The organism is Corynebacterium pilosum DSM 20521 = CIP 103422, from assembly GCF_000373805.1.
Classification (GTDB): domain Bacteria; phylum Actinomycetota; class Actinomycetes; order Mycobacteriales; family Mycobacteriaceae; genus Corynebacterium; species Corynebacterium pilosum.
The window spans coordinates 104,514-129,143 of record NZ_KB892467.1; the positions used below are offsets into that span (position 1 = coordinate 104,514).

General features: G+C 59.2%; 23 protein-coding genes and 3 tRNA genes. 16 read left to right on the forward strand and 10 right to left on the reverse strand.

The genetic code is table 11. The annotated features are described in order from the left end of the window. Positions 1-24: 24 nt before the first annotated feature. From ettA to B097_RS0108960, 3 genes are all read right to left on the reverse strand, one after another. On the reverse strand, positions 25-1,695 hold the full coding sequence (gene ettA / locus B097_RS0108950; RefSeq protein ID WP_018582190.1) for an energy-dependent translational throttle protein EttA: 1,671 nt from the start codon (positions 1,693-1,695) through the stop codon (positions 25-27). Between the two features lie 69 nt (positions 1,696-1,764). Continuing rightward, complete coding sequence (locus tag B097_RS12785; protein WP_018582191.1) at positions 1,765-2,343, reverse strand: single-stranded DNA-binding protein; 579 nt, start codon at positions 2,341-2,343, stop codon at positions 1,765-1,767. A 144-nt stretch (positions 2,344-2,487) separates the two neighbouring features. After that, on the reverse strand, positions 2,488-4,542 hold the full coding sequence (locus B097_RS0108960; RefSeq protein ID WP_018582192.1) for a bifunctional copper resistance protein CopD/cytochrome c oxidase assembly protein: 2,055 nt from the start codon (positions 4,540-4,542) through the stop codon (positions 2,488-2,490). A gap of 64 nt (positions 4,543-4,606) precedes the next feature. Between B097_RS0108960 and B097_RS0108965 the strand changes: the two genes are divergently transcribed. Together B097_RS0108965 and B097_RS0108970 are read left to right on the forward strand one after the other, a co-directional pair. After that, positions 4,607-5,530 (forward strand): LysR family transcriptional regulator, encoded by a 924-nt coding sequence (locus B097_RS0108965; protein WP_026254418.1) that lies wholly within the window; start codon positions 4,607-4,609, stop codon positions 5,528-5,530. A 15-nt stretch (positions 5,531-5,545) separates the two neighbouring features. Beyond that, positions 5,546-5,619: transfer RNA gene (locus B097_RS0108970), tRNA-Arg, on the forward strand. Positions 5,620-5,693: 74 nt separating this feature from the next. Here the strand turns inward: B097_RS0108970 and B097_RS0108975 are convergent. Further along, the gene (locus B097_RS0108975) at positions 5,694-6,062 is read right to left on the reverse strand and encodes a site-specific integrase (protein ID WP_244911221.1); all 369 of its coding nucleotides are present in this window, start codon (positions 6,060-6,062) and stop codon (positions 5,694-5,696) included. Between B097_RS0108975 and B097_RS13820 the strand changes: the two genes are divergently transcribed. The 3 genes from B097_RS13820 to cmrA all read left to right on the forward strand — a co-directional run bounded on the left by B097_RS13820 (position 6,015) and on the right by cmrA (position 8,682). Continuing rightward, positions 6,015-6,149 carry a hypothetical protein gene (locus tag B097_RS13820; protein ID WP_280523390.1) on the forward strand — a complete coding sequence of 45 codons (135 nt, stop codon included), beginning with the start codon at positions 6,015-6,017 and terminating at the stop codon, positions 6,147-6,149. The two genes, B097_RS0108975 and B097_RS13820, sit on opposite strands and share 48 nt — an antisense overlap. A gap of 811 nt (positions 6,150-6,960) precedes the next feature. After that, a complete protein-coding gene (locus tag B097_RS13505; protein ID WP_018582196.1) occupies positions 6,961-7,131 on the forward strand; it encodes a hypothetical protein in 171 nt (56 codons plus the stop codon). Positions 7,132-7,881: 750 nt separating this feature from the next. Further along, entirely contained in the window at positions 7,882-8,682 is an 801-nt protein-coding gene (gene cmrA, locus B097_RS0108995; protein ID WP_018582198.1) for a mycolate reductase, read from the forward strand. On the opposite strand, the gene nrdG is transcribed toward cmrA, so the two are convergent. Next, positions 8,679-9,233: an anaerobic ribonucleoside-triphosphate reductase activating protein gene (nrdG, locus tag B097_RS0109000; RefSeq protein WP_018582199.1), complete on the reverse strand. Its 555-nt coding sequence runs from the start codon at positions 9,231-9,233 to the stop codon at positions 8,679-8,681. The two genes, cmrA and nrdG, sit on opposite strands and share 4 nt — an antisense overlap. Further along, complete coding sequence (nrdD, locus tag B097_RS0109005; protein ID WP_018582200.1) at positions 9,217-11,331, reverse strand: anaerobic ribonucleoside-triphosphate reductase; 2,115 nt, start codon at positions 11,329-11,331, stop codon at positions 9,217-9,219. Before nrdD ends, nrdG begins: the two co-directional genes overlap by 17 nt. Before the next feature lie 233 nt (positions 11,332-11,564). Here nrdD and orn point away from each other — a divergent pair, with 233 nt between their 5' ends. Further along, entirely contained in the window at positions 11,565-12,209 is a 645-nt protein-coding gene (gene orn, locus B097_RS0109010) for an oligoribonuclease (protein WP_018582201.1), read from the forward strand. Between the two features lie 49 nt (positions 12,210-12,258). Beyond that, positions 12,259-12,334: transfer RNA gene (locus B097_RS0109015), tRNA-His, on the forward strand. 44 nt (positions 12,335-12,378) lie between these two features. Here the strand turns inward: B097_RS0109015 and B097_RS0109020 are convergent. After that, on the reverse strand, positions 12,379-13,323 hold the full coding sequence (locus B097_RS0109020; protein ID WP_018582202.1) for an MsnO8 family LLM class oxidoreductase: 945 nt from the start codon (positions 13,321-13,323) through the stop codon (positions 12,379-12,381). Continuing rightward, on the reverse strand, positions 13,324-14,523 hold the full coding sequence (locus B097_RS0109025) for a L,D-transpeptidase (protein WP_026254420.1): 1,200 nt from the start codon (positions 14,521-14,523) through the stop codon (positions 13,324-13,326). Positions 14,524-14,742: 219 nt separating this feature from the next. Here B097_RS0109025 and B097_RS0109030 point away from each other — a divergent pair. Next, a tRNA-Lys gene (locus B097_RS0109030) sits at positions 14,743-14,815 on the forward strand. A 61-nt stretch (positions 14,816-14,876) separates the two neighbouring features. Here B097_RS0109030 and B097_RS0109035 read toward each other — a convergent pair. After that, complete coding sequence (locus B097_RS0109035; RefSeq protein WP_147287062.1) at positions 14,877-15,533, reverse strand: hypothetical protein; 657 nt, start codon at positions 15,531-15,533, stop codon at positions 14,877-14,879. Between the two features lie 130 nt (positions 15,534-15,663). Here B097_RS0109035 and B097_RS0109040 point away from each other — a divergent pair, with 130 nt between their 5' ends. The 6 genes from B097_RS0109040 (at position 15,664) to B097_RS0109065 (ending at position 23,140) form a co-directional block, all read left to right on the forward strand. Continuing rightward, positions 15,664-16,743: a LacI family DNA-binding transcriptional regulator gene (locus B097_RS0109040; RefSeq protein ID WP_018582205.1), complete on the forward strand. Its 1,080-nt coding sequence runs from the start codon at positions 15,664-15,666 to the stop codon at positions 16,741-16,743. 75 nt (positions 16,744-16,818) lie between these two features. Next, positions 16,819-18,225: a glucuronate isomerase gene (gene uxaC, locus B097_RS0109045; RefSeq protein ID WP_018582206.1), complete on the forward strand. Its 1,407-nt coding sequence runs from the start codon at positions 16,819-16,821 to the stop codon at positions 18,223-18,225. Beyond that, positions 18,222-19,580, forward strand: a complete 1,359-nt coding sequence (locus B097_RS0109050; RefSeq protein ID WP_018582207.1) for a mannitol dehydrogenase family protein — start codon at positions 18,222-18,224, stop codon at positions 19,578-19,580. Before uxaC ends, B097_RS0109050 begins: the two co-directional genes overlap by 4 nt. A gap of 87 nt (positions 19,581-19,667) precedes the next feature. Beyond that, the gene (locus tag B097_RS13145) at positions 19,668-21,836 is read left to right on the forward strand and encodes a cytidylate kinase family protein (RefSeq protein WP_018582208.1); all 2,169 of its coding nucleotides are present in this window, start codon (positions 19,668-19,670) and stop codon (positions 21,834-21,836) included. A 175-nt stretch (positions 21,837-22,011) separates the two neighbouring features. Beyond that, a complete protein-coding gene (locus B097_RS0109060; protein WP_018582209.1) occupies positions 22,012-22,527 on the forward strand; it encodes a gluconokinase in 516 nt (171 codons plus the stop codon). A gap of 34 nt (positions 22,528-22,561) precedes the next feature. After that, the gene (locus B097_RS0109065; RefSeq protein ID WP_018582210.1) at positions 22,562-23,140 is read left to right on the forward strand and encodes an isochorismatase family protein; all 579 of its coding nucleotides are present in this window, start codon (positions 22,562-22,564) and stop codon (positions 23,138-23,140) included. Here B097_RS0109065 and B097_RS0109070 read toward each other — a convergent pair whose 3' ends face one another. Further along, a complete protein-coding gene (locus tag B097_RS0109070; RefSeq protein ID WP_018582211.1) occupies positions 23,141-23,416 on the reverse strand; it encodes a DUF3618 domain-containing protein in 276 nt (91 codons plus the stop codon). A 91-nt stretch (positions 23,417-23,507) separates the two neighbouring features. Between B097_RS0109070 and bcp the strand changes: the two genes are divergently transcribed. Further along, positions 23,508-23,984, forward strand: a complete 477-nt coding sequence (gene bcp / locus B097_RS0109075; RefSeq protein WP_018582212.1) for a thioredoxin-dependent thiol peroxidase — start codon at positions 23,508-23,510, stop codon at positions 23,982-23,984. Beyond that, positions 23,984-24,625: a TetR/AcrR family transcriptional regulator gene (locus B097_RS0109080; RefSeq protein WP_026254422.1), complete on the forward strand. Its 642-nt coding sequence runs from the start codon at positions 23,984-23,986 to the stop codon at positions 24,623-24,625. The genes bcp and B097_RS0109080 overlap by 1 nt, the downstream gene beginning before the upstream one ends. Positions 24,626-24,630: the final 5 nt, after the last annotated feature.

Consider the following 24,630-nt stretch of genomic DNA (forward strand, 5'->3'; position numbering starts at 1 on the left):
AAGGTAATCCTATCTGGCTTTCCGCTATCGTGTCAGCTTGCGATGCGTGGATGCCTTTGGCTTTGCAGCCTCTTCTCCGTAACGCTCGACCTTGTTCTTCTCGTAGTCGCCGAAGTTACCCTCGAACCAGAACCACTTGCCTTCCTCATGGTCGCCTTCCCACGCAAGAATGTGGGTACAGGTGCGGTCCAGGAACCAGCGGTCGTGCGAAATGACCACTGCACAGCCCGGGAAGTTCTGCAGCGCGTTCTCCAAAGAACCGAGCGTTTCGACGTCCAGGTCGTTTGTCGGCTCGTCAAGCAGGATCAGGTTACCGCCCTGCTTCAGGGTCAGCGCCAGGTTCAGACGGTTGCGCTCGCCACCAGAAAGCACCTTCGATGGCTTCTGCTGATCCGCACCCTTGAAACCGAAGGCGGACAGGTAAGCGCGCGAAGGCATCTCATTCTGCCCCACCACGATGTAGTCCAGGCCGTCAGAGACAACTTCCCACACCGTCTTCTCCGGATCGATATTCGCACGGTTCTGGTCGACGTAGCTGATCTGAACAGTGTCGCCCACCTTCACGGTGCCCGCATCCGGCTCTTCCAAGCCAACGATGGTCTTGAACAGGGTGGACTTACCCACACCGTTCGGGCCAATCACGCCCACGATGCCATTGCGTGGCAGGGTGAAGGAGAGATCCTTAATCAAGGTGCGGCCATCGAAGCCCTTCTCCAGATTCTCTACCTCCACAACCTGGTTACCCAAGCGTGGTGGGGTTGGGATCTGAATTTCTTCGAAGTCCAGCTTGCGGTACTTCTCGGCCTCAGCAGCCATCTCCTCGTAGCGTTCCAGACGCGCCTTGTTCTTGGCCTGGCGTGCCTTCGGCGAGGACTTCACCCACGCCAGCTCGTCCTTCAGGCGCTTCTGCAGCTTCTTGTCCTTCTGGCCAGCAACCTCGAGGCGCTCCGCCTTCTTCTCCAGGTAGGTGGAGTAGTTGCCCTCATACGGGTACAGCTTTCCGCGGTCAACCTCACAGATCCACTCTGCGACGTTGTCAAGGAAGTAGCGGTCGTGAGTAATCGCCAGGACAGCACCTGGGTAGTCCTGCAGGTGCTTCTCCAGCCACAGCACGGACTCAGCGTCCAGGTGGTTCGTCGGCTCGTCGAGAAGCAACAGGTCAGGCTGGGTCAGCAGCAGCTTCGCCAGGGCTACGCGACGACGCTCACCACCAGAGAGGTGGGTGACGGGTTCGTCGGCTGGCGGGCAGCGCAGCGCGTTCAACGCCTGGTCAATCTTGGAGTCAACCTCCCACGCATCTGCTGCGTCGAGGTCCTCCTGCAGCTTGCCCATTTCCTCCATGAGCTCATCCGAGTAGTTTGTCGCCATTTCCTCGGCGATCTCCTCGAAGCGCTGCTTCTTCACCATGATGTCGCCGAGGCCCTCCTCGACGTTTTCGCGCACAGTCTTTTCCTCGTTCAGAGGGGGCTCCTGTAGCAGGATGCCCACGGTGGCACCTGGGTCCAGGAATGCCTCACCGTTATTGGGCTGGTCGATGCCAGCCATGATCTTCAGAAGCGACGACTTACCGGCGCCGTTCGGGCCCACAACACCAATCTTGGCGCCTGGGTAGAAGGCCATGGTGACGTCATCCAAAATGACCTTGTCACCAATGGCCCTGCGAACATTTTTCATCGTGTAGATGAATTCGGCCACGAAAAACCCCTTTGCAGTTTAAGTTGTAGCAATTAACACAAAGGGTACATCACGTGCCCGACACCGGCGTTAGACCGTCGCCAGCTCCGCCTCCCCCAAGTAGTCTTCCTCCCTCTTCGCCATCAGGTCCTCCGCGCTCTGCGGCTTCGGTGCTTCCATCCCCTCCGGGCTGTGCGTGGTACCAGCCGTCTTCGCGGAGGCTACCTGGTAGCGCGACAGGTCAAAAGACACCTCGACCGCGCGCATCTTAATCTTGGAGCGCTGCAGCGGCTTCCCATCCTTATCAGTGAGATTCTTGTCTTCCCACTGGTCTGTCACAAGGTAGCCGCGGACCGTCACGGGCGCGCCGCGAAACAGCGACCCGGCAGCATTAATGGCAAGGTCATTCCAGCACTCAACGTCGAGGTACAGGATGTCCACATCGGACCACGCCTCCTCCTCGATCCACTGCTTGCCGTCATCGCCGGTGGTGACGGTGGCACCTTCCGGCGCCGTTTCGCCGAAGGGCAGCGGTTGCGACTTCTTCACGCGCGCCCGTCGCGAGCTTGCCACGCGCAGCTTGCACTGGGGCGTGCCCACATTTTTCGACAAACCAAAATCAGGTTCGTGGGTGAGGTTTCCAGAAATAGTGATGATTGAATTTGCCATGATTCCATCCTTTGCATTGGGTTCCGTCGCCTCGGCCGAAGCGACTAAAGCTGATTGTTACCCAACGCGTACAAGCATGAATTTGGCACTTTCGAAATCTGTGGATAACGCGGAGTTATCCACAGAAATACGTCACATTCCTTGTCATGTATTGCGATAATCCGGATCCGTGTTAGGATCCCGGCGCGCAATCCCCGTCGTTCGCCGCTGAACAGTGCTTTTCGACGATTCCTCCCGCGCTGCAGCAGTCGCAAGCATGCGGTTGTACTCTTCCCATTCTCGGTCACCCTCGTCGTCAAGCTTCTTGTCCACCGCGACGGTGTCCGCCTTGTCGTCGCGCCTCCACGTGACGAAGAGGATGCCGAACACCAGCGCCAGCGGGAAGGAACCGGACGCCCAGGCGATGCCGCCGCCGTTCTTTTGGTCTTCAAGCAGGTCCGGGTTCCAGGGCAGGTCCAGCGACAGGTAGAACTGCTCGCCCAGCACGTAGTTGAGCTGCATCAGGTACACGCCCATGAATAGGTGAACTGGCATGGAAATCCACAGCCAGAGCAGGCGGATCGGCGTGCTCTTGCGATTCTTGATGTAGTCAGGACCCACCAGTTCCCAGAAGTAGAAATAGCCGGAGACCAAGAACGCGACGTTCATCAGCACGTGGCCTGCGTGTTCCGAAATAGCGAGCTCATAGAAATCCGGGAAGATGTAGAGCGCGTAGAACACCACGAGGAATTGAAGCGTAGAGACCGGCGGGTACGTGATGATCTGAATGAACTTCGAATTCTGAAACGCGATCGCCCACGCGCGCGGGTTGAAGCCGTCTTCCGGGAAAGCTTCACGCACCAGTGTCAACGGCGCACCGAGCACCAAGAACAGCGGCACCACCATGGACAGAATCATGTGGCCGACCATGTGCATCGCGTAGCCAGAAGGCATGTACATGCCGATGCCGGAGCTGGTGGTCACAGCCAGCGTCGCGCAGCCCAAGAGCCACCAGGCCGTGTATTTGTGGTTCCAGTTCTCCACGCGACGCAGCAGCCAGAGGTAATAGCCGGCGCCGAGGATCGCCAACACCGTAAAGAGGATCTCAAAACGCCAGGTAGTAAACACCACGGAGAAGGAGGGCGCCTCATAGAGGTTGTAGCCCATCTGAATCTGCATCGGCGTCAGGTTCGGGTCGCGCGGCGGTGGTGGCGGCGTGCGCCCCATCGTCACCGCAATACCGGTCACGGCGGCCATGAGAAGCACCTCGACTACGGCGAGCCGGATGAAGGCGAAGTGGTCGTCGGAAAGCTTCGGGATGGTCAGCTGGCGATGAGCGAAACCGAGCAGACCAAGCAGGAGCGTGCCGACGATCTTCGCCACAATAATCAAGCCGTAGCGGGTGGTGAACAGGTCGCTCAGTTCGATGCGGATCAGTGTGGAGACCACACCGGACAGCGCCACGGCGAGGAACGCGAACAGCGCGATGCGCGAATAGCGGGCGACGGACTTATCCATGTGCGGGCCTAGGCGGCGGCCGTGCGCGACGAGAGCCAGGAGGCCACCCACCCAGACTGAAATGAAGATCAGGTGCCAGAGGTAGGCGTTAGTGCCGTAATCGTGGTCGCCGCCGGATGCCGCGTGCCCTTCCATGCCAAGCGGCACGATCATGGCGACCGAGCCGATGAGCAGCGCGGGCTGCGCCGTCCACTTGTTCAGGCTAAAGCCGCAGACGGCGACGACGCCGGCAATGAGAGCCACGATCAGCCACACGGTGGCCTCTGCCAGCAGCGACAAGGCGTTGGCCCAGGCTGATGGTTGGAAGAAGACATCGGCAAGCGGGGTTCCCGAGGTATCTGACATCACCATCGGGATCATCACCAGGCCGATCAGCGCCAGCCCGGCCGCGGCCGACGCACCCGTGCGCGCGGCGATATGCCCGTCGACGGTGAGATCAGCCTCGTTCAGGTCTTTCTTGTCCGGCGGGATCAGGAAGGCGCTGAACAGGAACGAGCCGATAGATAATGCGGCGAGGATCCAGCCCGCGCCGCGCAGCGCTGGTAGGCCGAATGTGGTGGCCGGGCCGGGGTCAGGAATTCCCAACGCGGCAAGAGATTCGGCCAGGAAACTATAGGAGATGGAACCTGCGATCACCGCAGCCACCAAGATGGCGGCAAGATGGATCGGCCAGGTAGAACGGACCGCCTGCTTCGTGGACATAGTTGTTTACGATACTGCTCAACGCGCCGTTAGCCGAACCAGCGGACTGTTAGACTGGCTACTTATGGATTCCAGACAACTCCATTACTTCCGCACCGTAGTGGATAAAGGTTCGTTTACGAACGCCGCCGCGTCGCTCAACCTGACGCAGCCCTCCCTGTCATTGTCTATCCGCAAACTCGAAGAAGAACTCAACGCACAACTGCTCACCCGAGGCCGCTCCGGCTCCGTCCCCACGGAGGCCGGCAAGTACCTCTACCAGGTGGCCAGCCGCATCGACACGCTTTTCGACGACGCGACCCGCCGCATCAATGACATCTCCGCCGGCGTATTTGGTTCTGTCCGAATCAGCTCAGTACCCATGTTTAACTGGGAATTCATGCCCGAGGTGCTGCGCCGAGTCATCGATAATCACCCGACGATTGACGTGTCACTCGAAGACCCGAAGCCTTCGGCTGTGGTGACAGCGGTGCTGTCAGGCAAGGCCGATATAGGGCTGATTCCCGTGTCTAACCCCACCGAGTTCATCGCCGCCTACCGCGACGAACTCGACGTGCACTACGTCGCCGAATACGAATTTCGCCTCGGTGTACCCCACCGCCTCAAAAACCTCCCCGAGCCCGTCAGCTTCGCCGACGTCCGCGAAGAAACCCTTCTTCTGCCCTACGGCACAGACCATCTGGAGGGCGTATCGACGATGATGGACAACCTGTGGAGCAAACAACCAGAGATTAAACCAGACCGCGTGATCGATACCTCCACGCTCCAATCCGCAATCCCCCTAGTATCCGGCAATATCGGCGTAGCCCTGATGACGGAGAACTGCACCCACATGTCCGGCGACCGAATCATCTACAAAAAGATCAAAGAACCACTGCCGCCCGCTGTTGCACTAGCCTTCCATCTCCGCGACCGTTCCATCTCCCCCGCCGCCGCGCACTTCCTCGAGGTCCTACTCGAAGTAGGGCGTGAGCAACGCGTGCGCTAAACTACATTCTCAATTGCCCCCATAGCTCAGTGGATTAGAGCAACCGGCTTCTACCCGGTGTGTCGCGGGTTCGAGTCCTGCTGGGGGCGCGCAGGTCAAGGCTACTTTCTACCCTTTCAACCAGGATACGAAAGTGGCCTTTGGCAACACTTTGGCAACAAGTCTACGAAAACAACCGGTCCATCGTGACAGTGATCAACGAGTGCCCCATCGATGCCTGCAACGCCTTAGGGTTCGCCCCCGCCTTAATCGCAAGCGAGGCGAAAGTATGCCGCAACTCATGGGGAGTAAGACCCTCGACACCGGCCACCGCCGCAGCTTCATCGAACCAATCACGCCGCGCGTTACCCACCCTCAAGGCCGACCCGCGTGGCGTGGTAAACACTAGATCACTCGCTGATTTCCCCCCAATCGCAGCTTCGAGGATTGGCCGCAACTTGCGCATAATCCCCACTCGTCGACGCTTCCCATGCTTAGGCAAGGAATGAATCAGCCTGCCATTCAGTTCCGTGATCTGCCTGCCAACGAGCAGGTAGCCATGCTCAAGGTCCACATCCTGGACCTAAAGGCCAGCCAGTTCGCCCCACCGCATCCCCGTCATAGCCAACACCAAGATTAAATCGCCCCTTATCCCCCCGCCGCTGCCGCTAACGCCTCCACTTGCCCCGCAGTTAGGAATCTTTTCTCTTTGTGGACGACTTTCGGCAACTCAATTTCAATGCACGGCGATTGGTTGAATATTTCGTCCCTGACTGCCCTGTTCATCACCGCGTGAAGCACGTTGTACGAGTTGCGGACGCTTTTAGGGGATCGCTCTTTCGATGCCGCAGCGATCCATTCTTCGACCATTGCGGGCGTGATCTACCCTACGCGCATGCCGCTAAGGCCGAAGCGTCGGAAGTGCTCAAGGCTTCCTTCGTAGGCTGCTCTTGTTTTTGGTGCGAGGTTTGTTTTCGATCGGAGCCATGATTTCGCTACCTCGTCGAGGGTGATGCGCTGGGATGCCGCGGGTTTCCATGTTTCGCCCTGGACTGCTACCTCGTTTTCGTGAAGCCAGTCTTGCGCTTCCCGCTTACTTCGGAATCCTCTTTTGCGGGTAACCCCACGAGGCCTGAAGCAGACCACGTACCAACTCGCTGGCGTCGTCAGTCGAGGTCGCCAATTCGCTAATCAGTTCTGCGACTTCTGGGTTTTCTATCAGCTTGTTACTGATCTCGTTGCCCTGCTCGGGTCGTCACCTTTCCTTGGTGACATGGCAGTAGTTATCAGTGAAACTCCTTTTAGATCAGAGCCTCACACACACAAGATGCCTGGCACGCTCGGGTACTTCTATTGGAATTCAGCCGGCCAGCTCACGGTGCGAAACGTAACACGAAACAGGCCCGAGCCGATACACCAACTAAGTAGTTCACAGAAAGGAACCACACCACATGAGCAGCATTACCGATGTCTTTGCTGGAATTGGAAAAGCCCTGGTAGGAATCGGCTTCATCCCCACACTACTCGCGATGATCCCCGACAGCCCGCTAGTAGGCCCCGTCATTTGGATCAACGAAGCCGCTAATTTCTTCTTAGAGCTCGGCGGGGTTTCCATCCAATAAGGCCCCGCCAGTTTTTTACAATAAAAAAGACCTCATACCCGCTTTGGGTTGAGGTTTAATTGCGTTTTCTATCTTCGCAGTTACACCAATCGTTGCCGCTACCTAGACGTGGCGGTGACCATTGAGGTTGCCGGTCGCGGTTGCAAAGGTGTCCTTGTACTCCAGCATGTGGTCGAAGATGTTCTTTGCGTAGTTCTTGATGGTATTCATGTGTCTTCCTTTCGAAGTCTTGATCAACTTTCACCAATGATGCTACCTAGCCCTTTCCGGGGGTTCAATCTCGGCACAAAATCGATCGCCACGCGACGCGAAAAATAGGTGACTCGACCCTTCAGCACCCTTCGCCGACAGTCATCTGATCACGGCAATGTCCGACCACAGATTCACGCTTTTCGACGAGACCCCGAACACCTTCCATCGCCACAACCTTCACGGCGGCTATCTTTCCCAAAGAAAAACACTATCTCACCAGCTTGATCGCGGTTTCTAATGCGGATTTTCCCACCAAAAACAAGACCGTAACGCCCATCCACAGGCAACGGGACATCCCCGACGATGCCCGATCATGTGGTATTTTAGCGGTTGCTTTTGTGCCGAAAAAATTGCTAGAACAAACTTTCTCAGTATGTCAAGTTTTGTGACTTATATCTCCACACTTTTTCCTGTGATATCAACCACCAGGGCCTATTCTGGGGCCATTTCAAGGCGCGAACCGCGTTCCGCACGACCTCCTGACGTACCATCAAGGGCATGACTTTCCCCACCCCCGCCATCGATTCCTACGCGCTCGTCACCGGCGCATCCCAGGGCATCGGCCGCGCGATCGCCCGCGACTTGGCCCGCGCCGGCTACAACCTCATCATCGTCGCCCGGCGCGAAAACATCCTGCAGGAACTTGCTGACGAGCTCGCCTCCGCCCACGGCATCGAGGTCATCGTGCACGCCGCCGATCTAGCGGATTACGATGCCGTCACGTCGCTTATCGACGAAATCTCGCGCCGCCACGTGAGCATCTGCATCAATAGCGCGGGCATCGCCTCTTTCGGGCCTTTCATGGACCAGGACTGGGCCTACGAGGTAGATCAGTACAACCTGAATGCCACTGCCGTGTTCCGCCTGACCAAGGCGGTGCTGGACCAGATGGTGCCGCGCCGCCAGGGTGCGATCTGCAACGTGGGCTCTGCTGCCGGCAACATTCCCATCCCCAACAACGCCACCTACGTGTTCACCAAGGCCGGCGTGAACGCTTTCACCGAGGCGCTGCACTATGAGCTGAAGGAGCACGGCATTCACGTCACCCTCCTGGCTCCGGGCCCCGTACGTGAGGCAGAGATTCCGGAAGAGGAACAGTCGATCGTCGACAGGGTCGTTCCCGATTTCTTGTGGACTACCTATGAGTCCTGCTCCCAAGACACCCTCGAGGCGCTGGTGAACAACAAACGCCGCGTTGTTCCGGGCCCGCTATCGAAGGTGATGGACTGGGCCGGTTCCTACCTGCCGCGCGGTTTCACGGCTCCGCTCGTCGGCAAGTTCTACTCCCAGATGGGCTAATACGGGTACTCCACGGCTACCCCCGCCGCGGCAGAGGCCTGCACATCGATGAGGCGTTGGTTTGAGGAGCCGCGGAATGGCAGCAGGTTGCCCTCGTCGCGAAGTTCTTGGATGAACTGGCCATCGATCAGCACGTCGAGTTCGGCGAGGAAGTCGCGGCGTTCGTCGTCGATAAGCTGCAGGTCTTCCCATGTGTAGCCCGAATATGACCACAGAGTCTTCTCCGGTAGCTCGGCGCGGATGCGGCGCGCCAGCGGCAGGAGGTGCTTGGCGCTGAGCATCGGCTCGCCGCCGCAGAAGGTGATGCCGGCGACGCGCGGGTTGGCCAGATCCGCCATGATGCGCTCCTCCAACTCCGGGGTGTACAACTCGCCGTAGTCCTTCTTCTGCGCGGCCTTGTTGTAGCAACCCACGCAGTTAAAGGGGCAGTAGCTGACGTACAGGGAGCAGCGCAGGCCTTCACCGTCGAGGACCTGGAAAGGTTTATAGTCCGCAACACGAAACTCGGGTGTCTGCTTCCAGCGCAGGCTGCGCTCACATGTGCTTAACACGGTTGGAAATCTCCTCCTGCTTGCCGTGCACCACCGGGCGCTTCATCGGGGAGCCCAAGTAGCCGCACAGCCGGCGCGTGACCGACGCCTTCGTCTCATCCCGGTTGCCGCACGCGGGGCAGACATAGCCGTGCTCGTCGCAGCGGAACTCGCCTTCAAAATCGCACTCGAAGCACACATCGACCGGCGAATTGATGCCAAAATACCCAACGTGCTCGTAGGCCTCGTCCCAGATCGCCTCGAACGCAGCCGGGTTGTCCGCCAGGTTAGGGGCCTCCACGTAGAACATGAAGCCGCCGGGCGTGAGGTTCTGGTAGGCCGACTCGAAGTGGATCTTCGCGATCGGGTTCGTCTCCAGGTAGGACGGGAAGTGGAAAGAGTTCTCGTAGTAGCCGCGATCGTTGACGCCTTCAATGTCACCGAAACGCGCGCGATCCAGCTCGTCGAAACGGTCACACAGGGACTCCGACGGGGTGGAGTAAATGCTCATCTGCGCGTTGAAGTCTGGCTGCGCAGCCTCAACGCGGCGGTTCATCGCCCGCAGAATCTCATACGACAGCTCCCGGTGCGCCGCATCATCGTGCCACCGCACCTCCCCGGTCAGGGCGACCATAGCGTTGTGGATGCCGATATAGCCCATGCTTATCGACGAAGACTTGTACCGTTCACCGGTGTAAAAATCACGCACGCGCGTCTTCCCCGTCGGGTCCCCCAGCCCGCCCTGGGTGTACATGATCGGCGCGCTCTCAACGTCTGTGTCCATGATGCCGTCCTCGCGGATCTTCAGGGCGCTCACCGCCAGATCCATGGCGTCTTCCAACATGGCGAAGAAAGCGTCCACGTCGCCCTCTGCTTGGATGGCGATGCGCGGCAGGTTGAGCGACACCACGCCCAAGTTATTGCGCCCGACGATCTGTTTCTTCCACGGGTGCAGGAAGCTGCGGCAGCCCATCGGGGTGATCAGCTGGTCTTCCTTGGACTCGCGGATTTTCGGCGCGCTGACCAGGTCCGGGTAGATGCGTTTGCGGGAGCACCGCATGGCGTCCTGCTTGATGTCATAGTTCGGGTCACCAGGGCGGGCGTTAATACCGTCATCGACGAAGAACAAGATCTTCGGGAAGATCGCCGTCTCCCCGCTCATGCCCTTCTCACGCACGGCAAGGACCGCCTTCTGGATCTCCCGGCCCAGCCACGTGGTGGTCTGGCCCAGGGAAATCGAGGTGAACGGGGTCTGTGCCGCCGAGGTAGTCAGGGTGTTTACCTGGTACTCGAAGGCCTGCATCGCATCGTAGATATCCTTGACCGTCTTCTTCTTCGCGGCCGCCTCGACTAGGGCCTCGTCGTCAAGCACCTCTACGAACATCGCGACGTTTTTCGCGTGGGTCTTCTCGGCATAAGGCTCGAGCAAGCGGTCGATCTCGTGGACCGAAATCCCGCCGTACTGCTCTCCGGAAATGGCGCCGAGCAGCTGCACCAGCAACGTCGCGGCAACGCCGATGGACTGCGGCGACTCAATACGCGCGTTGCCCAAGGTGAAACCGTGGGACAACATGTACTCAAAATCCGGCAAGGAGCAGTTCGGCATCCCCTGGAACGGGCTGCGGTCCAAGTCATGGATGTGAATCAGGCCCTTGATGTGGGCGCGGCGCACATCCTCGGGAAACATCTGCAGCCCTTTGGCCTTGGTGATGGTGCCGGCCAGGATGTCGCGCTGCACGATGAAAGTGCGGGAGTCTTTGTTGCCGTTCTCGTTGAGCACCTTTACGTCGTTCAGGCGACCTAACTGGTGCTGCAGGTCGGTGGAATTAGCGATCTGTGTGTTCTGGATCTGCTTGTACTCACGAAAGGCCGCCAAGACGGCTGGGGAATCCGCAAGCTCGTCCTGCACGATATCGAAAAGCTCGGCGCTGGTCAGGGAGCCTGCAGCCTGTGCGCGTGACGTGACCGCCTCCACGATCTGGTGGGGAGTACGGTGAAACTCAACGTTGAAGACGCGCTGGGCCGATTTCAGGTCATTCAAGATCTTGGACGGAAAGAAGCGCACGGTGCGCCCGTCTTTCTTCGTGACGGTTGTGGTCGTGGCTGTCTTCACGGTCATCCTGAGTCGCTCTCCCCTACTGCGTAATTACATGGTTGTACTTTTCGTCTATAAAGATCACCCTATTGACTTTATCCACATAATGCATGATGAAAATGATTCCACCCGTTCGAACTTTTTATCTATGCAGTTCACGCCTATCTAGTGGGTGTCGACTGCCAGGGACACCACATCTAGTGCCTACCCCCTTTCAGGTTGGTCCGCCGCGCGATCGACAGACTAGGCTTGCTTCCATGAGCGAAGCACCCGAAGCAGTCCCCGCAAAAAACGATCGACTTGTCTGGATCGACCTTGAAATGACCGGCCTCGACGTCCACGAGCACGTGATCGTCGAAATCGCCGCCTTAGTCACGGACGCCAACCTGAACATCTTGCCCGGCTCCATCGACATGGTCATCCACGCCAGCGATGAGGATCTGGCAAAGATGGACGAGGTCGTCACCACCATGCACGCGGAGAACGGCCTGACCGAGCAGATCCGCACCTCCACAGTGACCATGGAGGAGGCTGAGAGGGCAGTCCTCGCGCTTATCGACGAGCACTGCGACCCTGCCCACCCCGCTCCGCTGGCGGGCAACTCGATCGCCACCGACCGCGCCTTCATCCGCGAGCAGATGCCCAACCTTGACAAGGCCCTGCACTACCGCATGATCGATGTGTCCTCCATCAAGGAGCTGACGCGCCGCTGGTTCCCGAAGGCCTACTTCAACCAGCCAGAAAAAGGCCTAGCGCACCGCGCCCTGGCCGATATCGTCGAATCCATCCGCGAACTCGGCTACTACCGCCGCGCCGTCTTCGTGGAGCAGCCCGGCCCCAGTAGCGAAGAAGCAAGCGAACATGCCACCGAAGCAACCGCCTCCTACCAGGCGTTTTTGTAAAACTTAGCTTCTGGGTTAAGGTAGATTCCGCTGTTTAAAAGCAGCGATGGTGGCTGTAGTTCAGCTGGTAGAGCACCAGGTTGTGATCCTGGGTGTCGCGGGTTCGAGCCCCGTCAGCCACCCCAAAGAATATGCCCCGGCCGTTTGGCCGGGGCATATTGTCATTTCGCTACATCACCAGTAGCTCTTCACTGCGGCGCTGGCCCGCAACATCCGCCATGCCGCCGGTGACCATCACCTCGTTCACACCGCAGTATTCACACAGCTGGCCAAGTTGATCACGCACCTGCTCTGGGCTGCCATAGATGCTCATGGCCAAGGATTCGTCGACACGCGCCTGCTGCGTTGCCGTGAGCCGCTGTGGAGCTGGATCCAATGCGCCGAAGGAGCCCGTGGTGCGCGACAGGACACCCGCCACGATTTGGGGCATCAGCAACTCCCGCGCCTCTGCCTCTGTGTCGGCGACGGCCACATCCACCGCCACCATCGCCTGGCCAGCCGGATGAAGCTCACGGTAGCGCTCCAGATAAGGATGGCGGGGCTCATCACGCGCAAAGAGGCTGGGCCCACCCACAATCACGTTGATGCCCAGCTGCGCAGCCGTCAGAATCGACTTGAACCCAGCCAGTAGCCACACGGGCGTCGCACCGGCGTTGGCAGGGCGCGCAGTGATCGCGGCCTCGCCGCGCAGGTAATCAAGCAGCTCCTCCACCTCGGAAGGAAAGGCCGCTTTCAGCTCCGTGGGATCACCTTGGCACAAAGCATCGCGCACCGGCTGCGTAAAACCCACCGAATTCCCAATCCCAGCGTCGATCCGGCCCGGGAACAGCGCCTCCAACACCCCGATCTGCTCAGCAACCACAAGCGGCTGGTGCGCGGGCAGCATAATCCCGCCTGTGCCCACGCGTATCGACGAGGTCTCCCCCGCAACGGCCGCTGCCAGAACCGTCGGGGCCGATCCTGGAATCCCCGGAACCCCGTGGTGCTCCGCCACAAAGAAGCGGGCGAAGCCGAGCTCTTCTACATGGCGGGCATGGTCGAGTGTTCGCCTTAAAGCGTCTGCGTCGGAATCACCGACGATAGATTGTGCACGGTCGAGGATAGAAAATTGCATCTAGGATGCGGAACCTGTGTCCGCGTTACCTTCCTTCCACGTGTCCCAATCGATATTCCAGTAGCCTAGGCCATCCCAGCCCGGCAGCGTATCGGCCGTGGTGTTTTTCACGGTGATTGGGTCGCCGCGCTTGAACGTCTGCTGGATCCAGGCGGCGTCGTCGACAGTCATATTGATACAGCCGTGGGACTGATTGTAGCTGCCCAGTGCGCCCACCGCCCACGGTGCGCCGTGGATGTAGATGCCCGAGTAGCTCATCTGCGTCGCATACTTCACCGGGGTGACATAGCCGCCCTCCTCAATGGAGTAACCGAAGGTGGAGGAATCCATCACCAAGGACTCGTGCTCATCGCCGACCACGTAGATGCCGTTCGGTGTGGCCCAACGCCCGCCGTCACGGCCGAGCGATACGGGGATCTCACGGATTGCCTTGTCGTTTTCGTACACGGTCATGGTCTTGGTCTTGTCGTCGACCACGCCACGAATATCGCTTCCCACAGTGAAGCTGGTCGCATTGTCATCGGAGCCGTACAGGCCCTCACCCATATCAAGACCGTAAATATCAGCGTTCACGGTGACCTCGGTACCCGGCTCCCAGAATTCGGCTGGGCGCCAGCGCAGCTCATAAGGATCAATCCAGTAGAAGCCGCCCTTAGTATCATTCGAGGTTTCCACGGTGATCGCTTCCTCGACGGCCTCGCGATCATTCGGCGCCGTGGCGAAGCGGAACGTGACGGCCTGGCCCACACCCACGGTCGAGCCTTCCAGCGGGCCCAAGGCAACGCCTGTGGTCGCACTCGGAGTGGAGGTGGAGAAGGTGATGGTCTCTGTTTCCCCGTCCTTGTCCGTGGCTTCAATGGTGTAGACGCGGTTGTAGCCCAACACCTCAGCGGTGGTCCACTCCTCGCCGTCGTCGCTCAGCTCGGACTCGACCACCTTGCCGTTCTCATTAGTCATCTCCACCGATTCCAGCCCCACGTTGGACGTTACGGTGACTGGTTCCGATGGATCTACGTCTTCGGCCCCATCTTTCACAGAAAAAGCTGGTGGCGCAGGTTCGGTGTTTTCCGGCGCCTCGGCTGTTGCCGCCGCGTCGGAAGAGCGGGCGGACGTGTCAATGGTGCAGGATGAAATCCCAACCCCCACAACTGCCACCAGCGCCAAAGCCACATATTTCTTTGCACGGAAGAAATTTCTCACAGGTACCCTTATGTAATGCAGTTTTGCTCCTGAAGTACGCGACTGATCCCTCGTCGCAACATGTTCACAACATCTTAAAGCCTACCGTGGCAAGAATCCACATCGACGCGACGTTATCTAATGTTTACTTTACGCCTCACTTTTAGGCCTGTGAGCTGGCGATTTTACGTTATGCAACGATCGGTGTTATATTTTTCTTCGTTGCCAACACAGCAGCACGCGCCATTAGCTCAGATGGTAGAGCAACTGACTCTTAATCAGTGGGTCCGGGGTTCGATCCCCTGATGGCGCACAACAGAAACAGTCCCCGGCTTGGATCACCAGGCCGGGGACTGTTTCGTTTCGCCCCTCGCCTACTCCGTGAAGCGTTCCACCTGCGCGTCGAAGACGGCAGCCACGGTAGGCTCAGTAAACCCCATCGATCCGACGACAACAGCGTGGTTACCAACCATCTGGTGCATCACCACCATCGTCGTCATCTCTCCCCAGCGGGAGCGGGATTCCACCACCATCCCAGTGACATCAGGGCCAGCATCGGTGAGCTGGTCCACGGTATATTCCATGCCGGTACCTTCATGGACGATCGGATCAGGGCAGTACGCCAGAATGTCGCTATAGAGACGCGCAACAGGTACGGCCTCCGGATCGTCGACAGAGTAGATGCCCGTGGCGATTTGATCGTTATCCGATACGAATACTTTGGATGCCGCCCCTACAGTCTGGATACGAGTATCCAAACCTTCCTGGATGACCTCGGCACAGTTGGTCTCCCCAACGACAGGCAGCATCGCCATGCCCGGCTGGATAAGGTCACCATCCGACCAGACCTCACTGTCGCTCGTAATACCTGTGATGGTGAGATCCTCGGCGGGCAGCAAGAATTGCGTCAGTTCTTCCCCGCTTTTCGGCGGAGCGCTTTCTGCCGACGAGCAAGCCGCGAGCCCGACAGTTGTCAGCACACACAGTGTGACTATGCCACGGCGCAGTGTGGAACTAATATGTGCAGGCATGATGGCTGCCTTTCTCGCTTTCTTTGGAGGCGTTCACTGTTAGCGTAGCCCCTCCGCCGGCTACGATTTACATAAGTCTGCACAAGTTTGGATCAAGTGGGTCCGCGTTTGGGCGACTAGTGTAGGAGCCATGGCCCACAAGCCGGGATCTTCTGTCACTATTTACGATATCGCTGAGGCAGCAGGCGTAAGCCCCTCAACGGTATCGCGCGCTTTTTCACGCCCAGATCGCGTCAGTTTCAACACTGCTGAAAAGATCCGCACCATCGCGGAGGAATTGGGCTATCGCACCAAGCTGGAAACGCGTAACTCGGTGCGCACCACGAAAGACGTGATCGGCTTTGTCGCCGCGGACCTAAGCAATCCGTTTTTCGTCGAGGTGCTGCGCGGAGCCTCTCACGCAGGGTGGGTTCAAGACGTATGGATTCATGCCAGCGACGTGCAGGAATCTCAGGAAAAGTCACGTGCGGCCGTCGATAAGCTCATGGGACATGTTGACGGACTACTGCTGGCGTCCGCGCGGCTGAGCAATTCGGAGATCCAGAAGATCGCCCGCACGGTCCCCACCGTGGTGATCAACCGACCAGTCAACGGGGTTCCCAGCGTGCTCGTCGACAGTTATGACGGCTCGATCCGCCTGGCCGCCCACCTTGCCGACCAGGGCGCGCGCACCGTCACTTACCTGTCGTGGCCGGAGGAATCCTGGATGGATTCCGTCCGCTGGCGCGGCTTGCGCGAGGCCACCGGCAGCGCTGCGGGCGACGAATCCCCGCTGTTTACCAGACATATCCCGCTTTCCGACGAGCGCCTGAACGCTGTAGCGCAAATGAGCGTGTCCAAAATTACTCTCGGGGCGCCGACGGCCCAGGGCGGACGGCGCGCCTTCATCGAGTGGAAGAAACATCCGACTGACGCCGTGGTGTGCTTCAACGACATGGTTGCTGTGGGCTTTTTGCATCAGGCGGCCCGTGAGGGGGTGCGAATTCCGGACGATGTTCTGGTAGCTGGTTTCGACAACAACGATGCGGCGCAGCTCGTCTCCCCTAGCTTGACGTCAGTCGCTGGTCCTCTCCGCGCGGTGGGCCGGGTTGCGGCAGCGAACTTGATCGCATTGGTGCAGGGAATTAAGAAGCCGATGGCGAAACCACGCGTTCTGCCCACGCGGTTAATTGTGCGCGAGTCCACGGCGGTGAAGAAAACTCGCCCCTAATTCGTTTAGTCAAAAGTTGGTGCAACTTCCGGCAACTTCTTGCAATGTGACCTATCTCTAACAGACAATAATCTTATGAGTAACTCACATGCATCACACCCCGACCGCCTCCTTCCGGCCGATCCGGGCACGCGTGATATCGCACGCCGCCTCTTGGCCCACGTAGAGGACCTTCCTATCATTTCCCCGCACGGACACCTGGATCCACAGATGTTCGTCGACGACGAGCCGTTTACTAACCCCACCAAACTGCTCATCTCACCTGACCACTACCTCACCCGCGTGCTGCACTCCGCAGGCTACGAGCTCTCCGAGCTCGGCGTCGGCGGGCATGAGTGCGATCCACGCGAGGCCTGGCGCATCTTCTGCTCCAACTGGCCGCTGTACACCGGTACCGCCACCGGCTACTGGGTAGAGCAGGAATTTGAGCACGTTTTCGGAATCAACCCGGACCGCATCTCCGGCGAAAATGCTGATGAGCTTTATGACGAGCTCGATGAGATCCTGAAGCGCCCGGACTTCCGCCCACGCGCCCTGGCAGACTTCTTCAACCTCGAAGTCCTAGCTACTACCGACGACCCATTGGATGACCTGGCAGCACACAAGGCACTTGCCGACGATGCTTCCTTCACCCCACGCGTCCTGCCAACCTTCCGCCCAGACGCCTACACGAAGTTCTACAACGCCAACTTCGCAGACAACGTCGAAAAGCTGATTGATCTGCACGGCAATGGCAAGACCGGCTACGAGGGCTACCTCGAGGCGCTGCGCGATCGTCGTCAGTTCTTCAAGGACGCCGGCGGCACCTCCACGGACCATGGCACCCACAATGCGGAGACCACTCCACTGGATGCCGATGAGGCGCAGCGCCTGTTTGACAAGGGACGCGACGGTTCTTGGACCCGCGAGGAAGCTCAGGCTTTCGAGGCGAACATGACCTTCCGCATGGCGGAGATGGCCCAAGACGACGGCCTGGTCATGACCTTGCACCCAGGCTCCTACCGCAACCACTCCACCTCTTCCTTCGAGAAGTACGGTGCGGACGTCGGCCACGACATCCCATTCCAGATGGAGTTCACCAACGCCCTGCAACCGCTGCTGAGCACCTTCGGCGAGAACAAGGACTTCAACTTCGTCATCTTCACGATGGACGAGACCACCTTCTCCCGCGAGATCGCTCCACTGGCTGGCTACTACCCGTCCGTCTACGCGGGCGCGCCATGGTGGTTCATTGACGAGATCGATGCGATGAACCGCTTCCGCCAGTACACCACCGGCACCACCGGTTTCAGCCGCTACTCCGGCTTCATCGATGACACTCGCGCCTACTGCTCCATCCCGGCGCGCCACAACACCTCGCGTCGTGTGGAGGCAAACTACCTGGCCCGTCTGGTTGCGGAGCACCGCATCACGGAGGACCGCGCTGCCGAAATCATCGTTGACCTGATCGACGCTTCCCCAAGGAGGGTGTTCAAGCTATGACCCAGAAACTCAACCGCACAAACTATGATGCACCTGCCGCACCAGTCCGTCTGGTTCACCTAGGCCTCGGTGCTTTCCACCGCGCCCACCAGGTCTGGTATACGCAGAAGGCTGATCCGAGCTGGGGCTACTGCTCCTTTACCGGGCGCTCCGCACGTATGTCGGACACGCTTGCGCCGCAGGATGGCCTGTTTACCCTGGTCACCCGCTCCGGCGAGGGCGATTCCCCTGAGGTGATTTCTTCGTTGGTGGAGGCGCAGCCCGCCTTCAACCTGGCACGCCTGAAGGAATTGCTTGCCGACGAGAACGTGGCTGTGGTGACCTTGACCATTACCGAAGCCGGATACCACCTGGCAGAAGATGGCAGCCTAGATACCACTGACACCGATGTCGTCCACGACGTCGAAGCGCTGCGGGCGGGTAACCCGGAGGAGCTGAAGACGGCAACGGGCCGCATCGTCGAAGGCCTGAAGGCGCGTAAGGAAGCCGGCAACGGCGGCATGGCGATCATGAGCTGTGACAACGTTGCCGACAACGGTCCGCTGACCAAGGCTGCTGTGATTGGCATGGCCAAGGCTGCGGACGAGGAGTTGGCGGACTGGATTGAGCAGAACGTCACCTTCCCGTCCACTTCGATCGACCGCATCACCCCTGCTACCACCGACGAGCTCATCGCCGACGTGGCGGAGGCGACTGGTTACGAGGACGCCTCCCCGGTTGTCACCGAGCCTTTCGCTTCGTGGGTCATCGAGGGCGAGTTCCCTGCAGGCCGTCCCGAGTGGGAGAAGGCCGGCGTGCTCTTCGTCGATGACATCGAGCAGTTTGAGCGCCGCAAGCTGTGGCTACTCAACGGTTCGCACTCCTTGATGGCGTACTACGCCCAGCTCAAGGGGCACGAGACCGTGGCGGACGCGATTAACGACGAGGACGTGCGCGCCAAGGTCGAAGCACTGTGGGACGAGGCAGCCAACCACCTGACTGCCGAGGGCCTGGACATTCCTGGCTACCGCGAGGATTTGATCGAGCGTTTCGAAAACCCACGCATTCGCCACAACCTGGCCCAGATCGCGATTGATGGTGGCACGAAGCAACGTATGCGTGCTGTGCCCATCATGAAGTCCGAGCTGGAGGCTGGCCGTGACGGTTCCGCCGCTGCTTTGTCTATCGCGGCGTGGATCGAGTATGTCCTGCGTGCCGACGAGATCCAGGACGCGCGTGCCGACGAATTGGACGCCGCGCGGAAGGCTGAGGACCCAGTCAAGGCCCTGGTCGCTGCGTTGGATGAGGAGCTCGCCTCGAATGAGGACGCTCTTGAGCGCATCCGCGGGCTACACGACGAGGTCAAGGACCTCTAAAACCTGCAGTGAGCTGGCACTGTTTTGGTGCCAGCCACACAATAATTCTCATATCTATTAATTTTTGGTCATGATAGGAGTTCACCTATGACCACCCAAACAAAGGCGCAATCAGCGCCTCCGTCTACGGCAAAATTGCCGAACCATAGAGTTCTTACCTATACCTTTGGTGACGTTGCTAACAACCTCACCTTCATGATGACCTCGATGTTCCTCATGGTGTACATGACGGACATCGCGGGGCTGTCCGCTGGCGTTGCCGGCATGATTTACGGTGTCACCAAGATTTGGGCCGGTGTTTCGGACCTGATCGCCGGTCAAACTGTTGACCGTGCTGACACCCGTTGGGGGCGCCTGCGCCCATGGATCCTGTGGGTCTCGCCCATCCTGGTCGTCATCTTCGTCCTGCTGTTCTCCACGCCTGCGGGCCTGCCAATGGCGGGTACCATCGCGTGGATCTTCCTGCTCGACGCCGCCTACCAGCTGTGCTATTCCTTCGTGAATATTCCGTACGGCTCCCTGTCTGCGGCAATGACGCAGGACCCGGTGGACCGTTCGAAGCTCTCGGGTGCGCGTTCGATCGCGTCCTCGCTGACCACAGTGGCCCTGTCGGCTGTTGTGGCACCACAGTTCGAGGACACCACGGCCGACAATATTCGCCTGAAGTTCACGCTGACCTGTGTTGCTCTGGCGATTATTGCGCTGATTCTTTACCTGATCTGTTTCGCTAACGCCCGCGAGGTTGTTCCCCGCGGCCAGGGCGAGATCTCGCTGAAGAATACCTTCCGCATGCTGAAGGAAAACAAGCCGCTGATCATTCTCTGCCTCGGCGCATTCTTCCTGCTGACCAGTATTTTCATCATCAACGCGATCGGTATGTACTGGGCGCGTGACGTGCTGGGTAATGCATCCTGGTACGTGTTCCTGACCTTGGCGCAGACCGTCGGCACGATCTTGGCAGCGTCCTTCGTTCCTACCGTGACGAAGCGCTTCGGTAAGCGCTATAGCTACATGGGCTTCGGCTTCGTGATTGCGCTCGGCTTCGTGCTTCTCTACTTCGTCCCTCCAGGTTCGCTGACCGTTGCGATTGTCGCTTGGTTCCTCTACGGCGTGGGCTCTGGCGGTACGAACGCCATGATGTTCTCCATGCAGGCAGACACCGTGGACTACGGCGAGTGGAAGACTGGCATTCGTTCCGAGGGTGGTTCCTACTCCATCCTGTCGTTCGTCCGTAAGGTCGGCCAGGGTGTCGGTGGCTGGTTGGGCGGTGCCCTGATTGGCTACTTCGGCTACGTTTCCGGCGCTGGTACGCAGTCGGCGGAGGCTCTCGACGGTATCCGCATCACCATCGGTTTTGTCACTGCTGGTTTCGCGTTGGCTGCTGTGCTGGTCATGTTCTTCTACCCACTGACCTCCGCTAACCACGAGGCGCTGGTGGCTGACCTCAACGAGCGCCGTACCCAGTCCGCGATTGGTAAGGCCAAGGGTGTCGATGCTGAGCAGACCATCAACAAGGACTATGCCGGTGACGGCCGCTCCACGTTGATGCGCCACCAGGATGCAAACCATCCTCCGATTGTCACCTTGTTCGGTCTCCGCGGCTCGGGCGCAACCGATATCGGCCCGATCTTGGCGAAGGAGCTCGGAGTCGAGTACATCGACCAAGCCTTCAGCTCCACGGAGCTGGCACAGGTTGATGAGAAGGACCTCATTTCGGACAGCGCATTCGACCGCTGGATGCGTGCCGTTTCCACCGCTGGTCTGGACGACGGTTCGCTGGTCACAGCAACCGAGCAGTCCGCGAACCGCAATATGGCTAACACCAACACGGAAAACGTGTTGCGCTCCGTCGAAAACGGTGGCGTGCTACTGGGACGCAATGGTGCCCTCGTGCTGGGCGATGTTGTTGGCGCCTTCCACGTCCGTCTGGTTGCACCGCTTGAGAAGCGTATCGAGCGAGTCCAAGCGCAGACCGGCCTGTCCTATGACGCAGCTCGTGAGCAGTGTCTGACCGAGGACCGGATCCGTGCAGAGATGGCGGACCGCCTGTACTCGTGGGATCCGAACCATGACTCGGACTACGACATGGTGATCAACACCGCGTCTGTGACCTATGAGCAGGTCGCGGAGTTCATCGCATACTCCTTCCGCTCGAAGTACCCTGAGTCGAAGCCAAATGAGGCATCGCTCGAGGCTGCTCCGGACGAGGCGGATCTACCGGATAAGGACAATCCGATGGAGCCAGACAAGCTGTAATTCGTCCCCTCTAAAACGGGCCCGCACCACCGTGCGGGCCCGTTTTCGCATCGCTAGACCAATACGGGATCATATGACCAATCGCTACGGGCGGTCAGGTACGGTGGAGTTATTACGGTATAACTCAGATTCATTTATTCGATCACACTCGTGCATAGAGAGGACAATGATAGCCATGGGAAAGCACATCGTCGTGATGGGTGTCTCCGGCTCCGGCAAGTCGACCATCGGCGAAATGTTGGGCGAAGCAATGGGCTTGCCCTACAAGGATGGCGATGACCTGCACCCGCAGCTCAACATCGACAAGATGGCGGAAGGCATCCCACTCACCGACGACGACCGCTGGCCCTGGCTCCAGCAGATCGGCGAATGGCTCGTCGCCCACCCAGACGGCGGCCTGATCGGCTGCAGTTCGCTGAAGCGCTCCTACCGTGACACGATCCGCGAGTTCGCCCCAGACGCCATCTTTGTCCACGTCCACGGGGACCGCGACGTCCTGTACTCGCGCATGTCCGAGCGCCCTGGCCACTTCATGCCGGCCTCAATGCTGGATTCGCAGCTGGCTACGCTTGAGCCGCTTGCCGACGATGAGCCCGGCAAAGTCTTTGATATCGAACACAGCCCCGCGGAGATCGTCGCGCAGGCGACTGTGTGGCTCGACGATGAGATCAAAGACGACACTGAAGACTAGAACCTGCACGGTTGGTCTTCGCTAGAATCGGGGCATGAGCACTCGCGCACTGATTCTTGTCGATGTCCAAAACGATTTCTGCACCGGCTCACTCGCTACGGCGCGCGGGCCGGAGGTCGCCAATGAGATCGCCGGTTATCTGCAGTCCGATACCCTGCCCGATTATGAGGCGGTCGTTGCCACACAGGACTGGCATATCGACCCGGGCGCCCATTTTTCTGAGGATCCTGATTTCGTCGACTCGTGGCCGGTCCACTGTGTCGCCGAGTCTTCGGGCGCTGAGCTCCACCCCGCCTTGAGCTCCGCCTCGATTGACGCATTTTTCCGCAAAGGTGCCTATGAGGCCGCCTACTCCGGTTTCGAGGGCACGCTTGCGCGTGACGACAATGACAAAGAGGCACCGAGCCTGAGCGCGTGGCTGCGTGATCGGGGCATTGACACCCTCGACATTTGTGGCATTGCCACGGACCATTGCGTACGCGCGACCGCACTGGACGCGCTCAAAGAGGGCTTCCAGGTGCGGATTTTGAGTGGCATGTGCGCCGCCGTGGACGACCAGCGTGGCGACGCAGCCCTCGTCGAGCTCAACACCGCTGGCGCTGAGCTGGTCTAACTACTTGCCGGCAAGGATGCGCTGCAGTTCCTTGAGCTCATTCTTCTTCTTGCGGTTATTTGCCACAGCCAGGCCGATCAGGCCGACAACAGCAACACCGACGCCAATCAGTACCTTCTGCACGGTAGGGTCGTTGAGCTTGTCCGTGGCTTGTGCCTTGGCATCGTCGACAATGTTCTGTGGCTTCGTGCGGTTCGCCAGCTCATCAAGGGTGCTTGCCAGCTTCTCGCGGGTGTGCTGAATGTCGCGTTCAATGTCGTTGATGTCTCGTGCCATCGTTGTTAACTCCCGTACGTGTCAAAGATTATTGATGTTTCCTTCCACAGTAGTGTAGTCGCCTATTTTGTGTCGCGGTAAGGTAATGGCCATGACCGATTCTTCACGTCTTTCCGTCGGCGATACCGCACCCGCCTTCACGTTGCTTAACGACGAAGGCCAGTCCGTGTCCCTCTCCGATTTTTCCGGCCAGCGCGTGCTGGTGTACTTCTACCCGCGCGCGAACACCCCGGGCTGCACCACTGAGGCTTGCGATTTCCGCGATAACCTGGCCCGCTTCAACGATTCCGATGTTACCGTGATCGGAATTAGCCCCGATTCCCCAGAGAAGCTGGCGAAGTTCCGCGCCGACCACGACCTGACTTTTACTCTCCTTTCTGATCCGGAGAAGGAGGTCATGACTGCCTGGGGCGCGTTCGGCGAGAAGCAGAATTACGGCAAGATCGTCCAGGGCGTGATCCGCTCCACCTTCCTAGTGGACGCTGAAGGGGTCATTGAGTCTGCACAGTACAACGTGAAGGCCACTGGCCACGTCGGCCGCCTGCTGCGGGACCTGCCACTTTCATAATGTCTGAGGACCAAGAGTTACTCGTTCCACGCCGCCGTCCCGCACAGGCTCGGTCGCGTGAACGGTTTGATCGGATCTTGTCGTCGGCACGCGCCGTGCTTGTCGATGTGGGCTTCGAATCATTTACTTTTGACGAGGTCGCCCGGCGCGCTGAGGTGCCGATCGGCACCTTGTACCAGTTTTTCGCGAACAAGTATGTGCTGATCTGCGAGCTTGACCGCGTGGATACCGCCGAGACGGTGGCCGAGTTGAAGAAGTTCTCGGAGCAGGTCCCAGCTTTGCAGTGGCCTGATATTCTCGACGAATTCATCGACCACCTTGCGCGGATGTGGCACGACGACCCTTCGCGCCGCGCTGTGTGGCATGCGATTCAGTCCACCCCGGCGACCCGCTACACGGCTAGTGTGACCGAGCGCGAGATGCTGGAGCTGATCGCGGACATCATGAAGCCGCTGGCCAGCCACGCCCCGTACGAGGTGCGCTATAACTTGGCAGGGCTGTTGGCGCACACCGCGCAGTCTTTGTTGAATTATGCGGTGCGCGACCTTGACCTCGCTGGGGGCGAGGAGGCCTTCCAGGGCGTTGTACCAGAGATTAAGCGGATGCTGGTGGCCTACCTCTTTGCCGTGGCGCAGGGCTAGAACAG

Excerpts from the sequence above, each read along its gene's own strand:
- B097_RS0109060 (WP_018582209.1), top strand. The coding sequence starts at position 22,012 with ATGGGAAAGCACATCGTCGTGATGGGTGTCTCCGGCTCCGGCAAGTCG.
- B097_RS12785 (WP_018582191.1), bottom strand. The coding sequence starts at position 2,343 with ATGGCAAATTCAATCATCACTATTTCTGGAAACCTCACCCACGAACCT.
- B097_RS0108960 (WP_018582192.1), bottom strand. The coding sequence starts at position 4,542 with ATGTCCACGAAGCAGGCGGTCCGTTCTACCTGGCCGATCCATCTTGCC.
- cmrA (WP_018582198.1), top strand. The coding sequence starts at position 7,882 with ATGACTTTCCCCACCCCCGCCATCGATTCCTACGCGCTCGTCACCGGC.
- B097_RS0109050 (WP_018582207.1), top strand. The coding sequence starts at position 18,222 with ATGACCCAGAAACTCAACCGCACAAACTATGATGCACCTGCCGCACCA.
- B097_RS0109035 (WP_147287062.1), bottom strand. The coding sequence starts at position 15,533 with ATGCCTGCACATATTAGTTCCACACTGCGCCGTGGCATAGTCACACTG.
- nrdD (WP_018582200.1), bottom strand. The coding sequence starts at position 11,331 with ATGACCGTGAAGACAGCCACGACCACAACCGTCACGAAGAAAGACGGG.
- B097_RS13505 (WP_018582196.1), top strand. The coding sequence starts at position 6,961 with ATGAGCAGCATTACCGATGTCTTTGCTGGAATTGGAAAAGCCCTGGTA.
- bcp (WP_018582212.1), top strand. The coding sequence starts at position 23,508 with ATGACCGATTCTTCACGTCTTTCCGTCGGCGATACCGCACCCGCCTTC.
- B097_RS0109080 (WP_026254422.1), top strand. The coding sequence starts at position 23,984 with ATGTCTGAGGACCAAGAGTTACTCGTTCCACGCCGCCGTCCCGCACAG.
- B097_RS0108965 (WP_026254418.1), top strand. The coding sequence starts at position 4,607 with ATGGATTCCAGACAACTCCATTACTTCCGCACCGTAGTGGATAAAGGT.
- B097_RS0109020 (WP_018582202.1), bottom strand. The coding sequence starts at position 13,323 with ATGCAATTTTCTATCCTCGACCGTGCACAATCTATCGTCGGTGATTCC.
- orn (WP_018582201.1), top strand. The coding sequence starts at position 11,565 with ATGAGCGAAGCACCCGAAGCAGTCCCCGCAAAAAACGATCGACTTGTC.
- uxaC (WP_018582206.1), top strand. The coding sequence starts at position 16,819 with ATGAGTAACTCACATGCATCACACCCCGACCGCCTCCTTCCGGCCGAT.
- B097_RS13145 (WP_018582208.1), top strand. The coding sequence starts at position 19,668 with ATGACCACCCAAACAAAGGCGCAATCAGCGCCTCCGTCTACGGCAAAA.
- B097_RS0109040 (WP_018582205.1), top strand. The coding sequence starts at position 15,664 with ATGGCCCACAAGCCGGGATCTTCTGTCACTATTTACGATATCGCTGAG.
- B097_RS13820 (WP_280523390.1), top strand. The coding sequence starts at position 6,015 with ATGAATCAGCCTGCCATTCAGTTCCGTGATCTGCCTGCCAACGAGCAG.
- B097_RS0109070 (WP_018582211.1), bottom strand. The coding sequence starts at position 23,416 with ATGGCACGAGACATCAACGACATTGAACGCGACATTCAGCACACCCGC.
- B097_RS0109065 (WP_018582210.1), top strand. The coding sequence starts at position 22,562 with ATGAGCACTCGCGCACTGATTCTTGTCGATGTCCAAAACGATTTCTGC.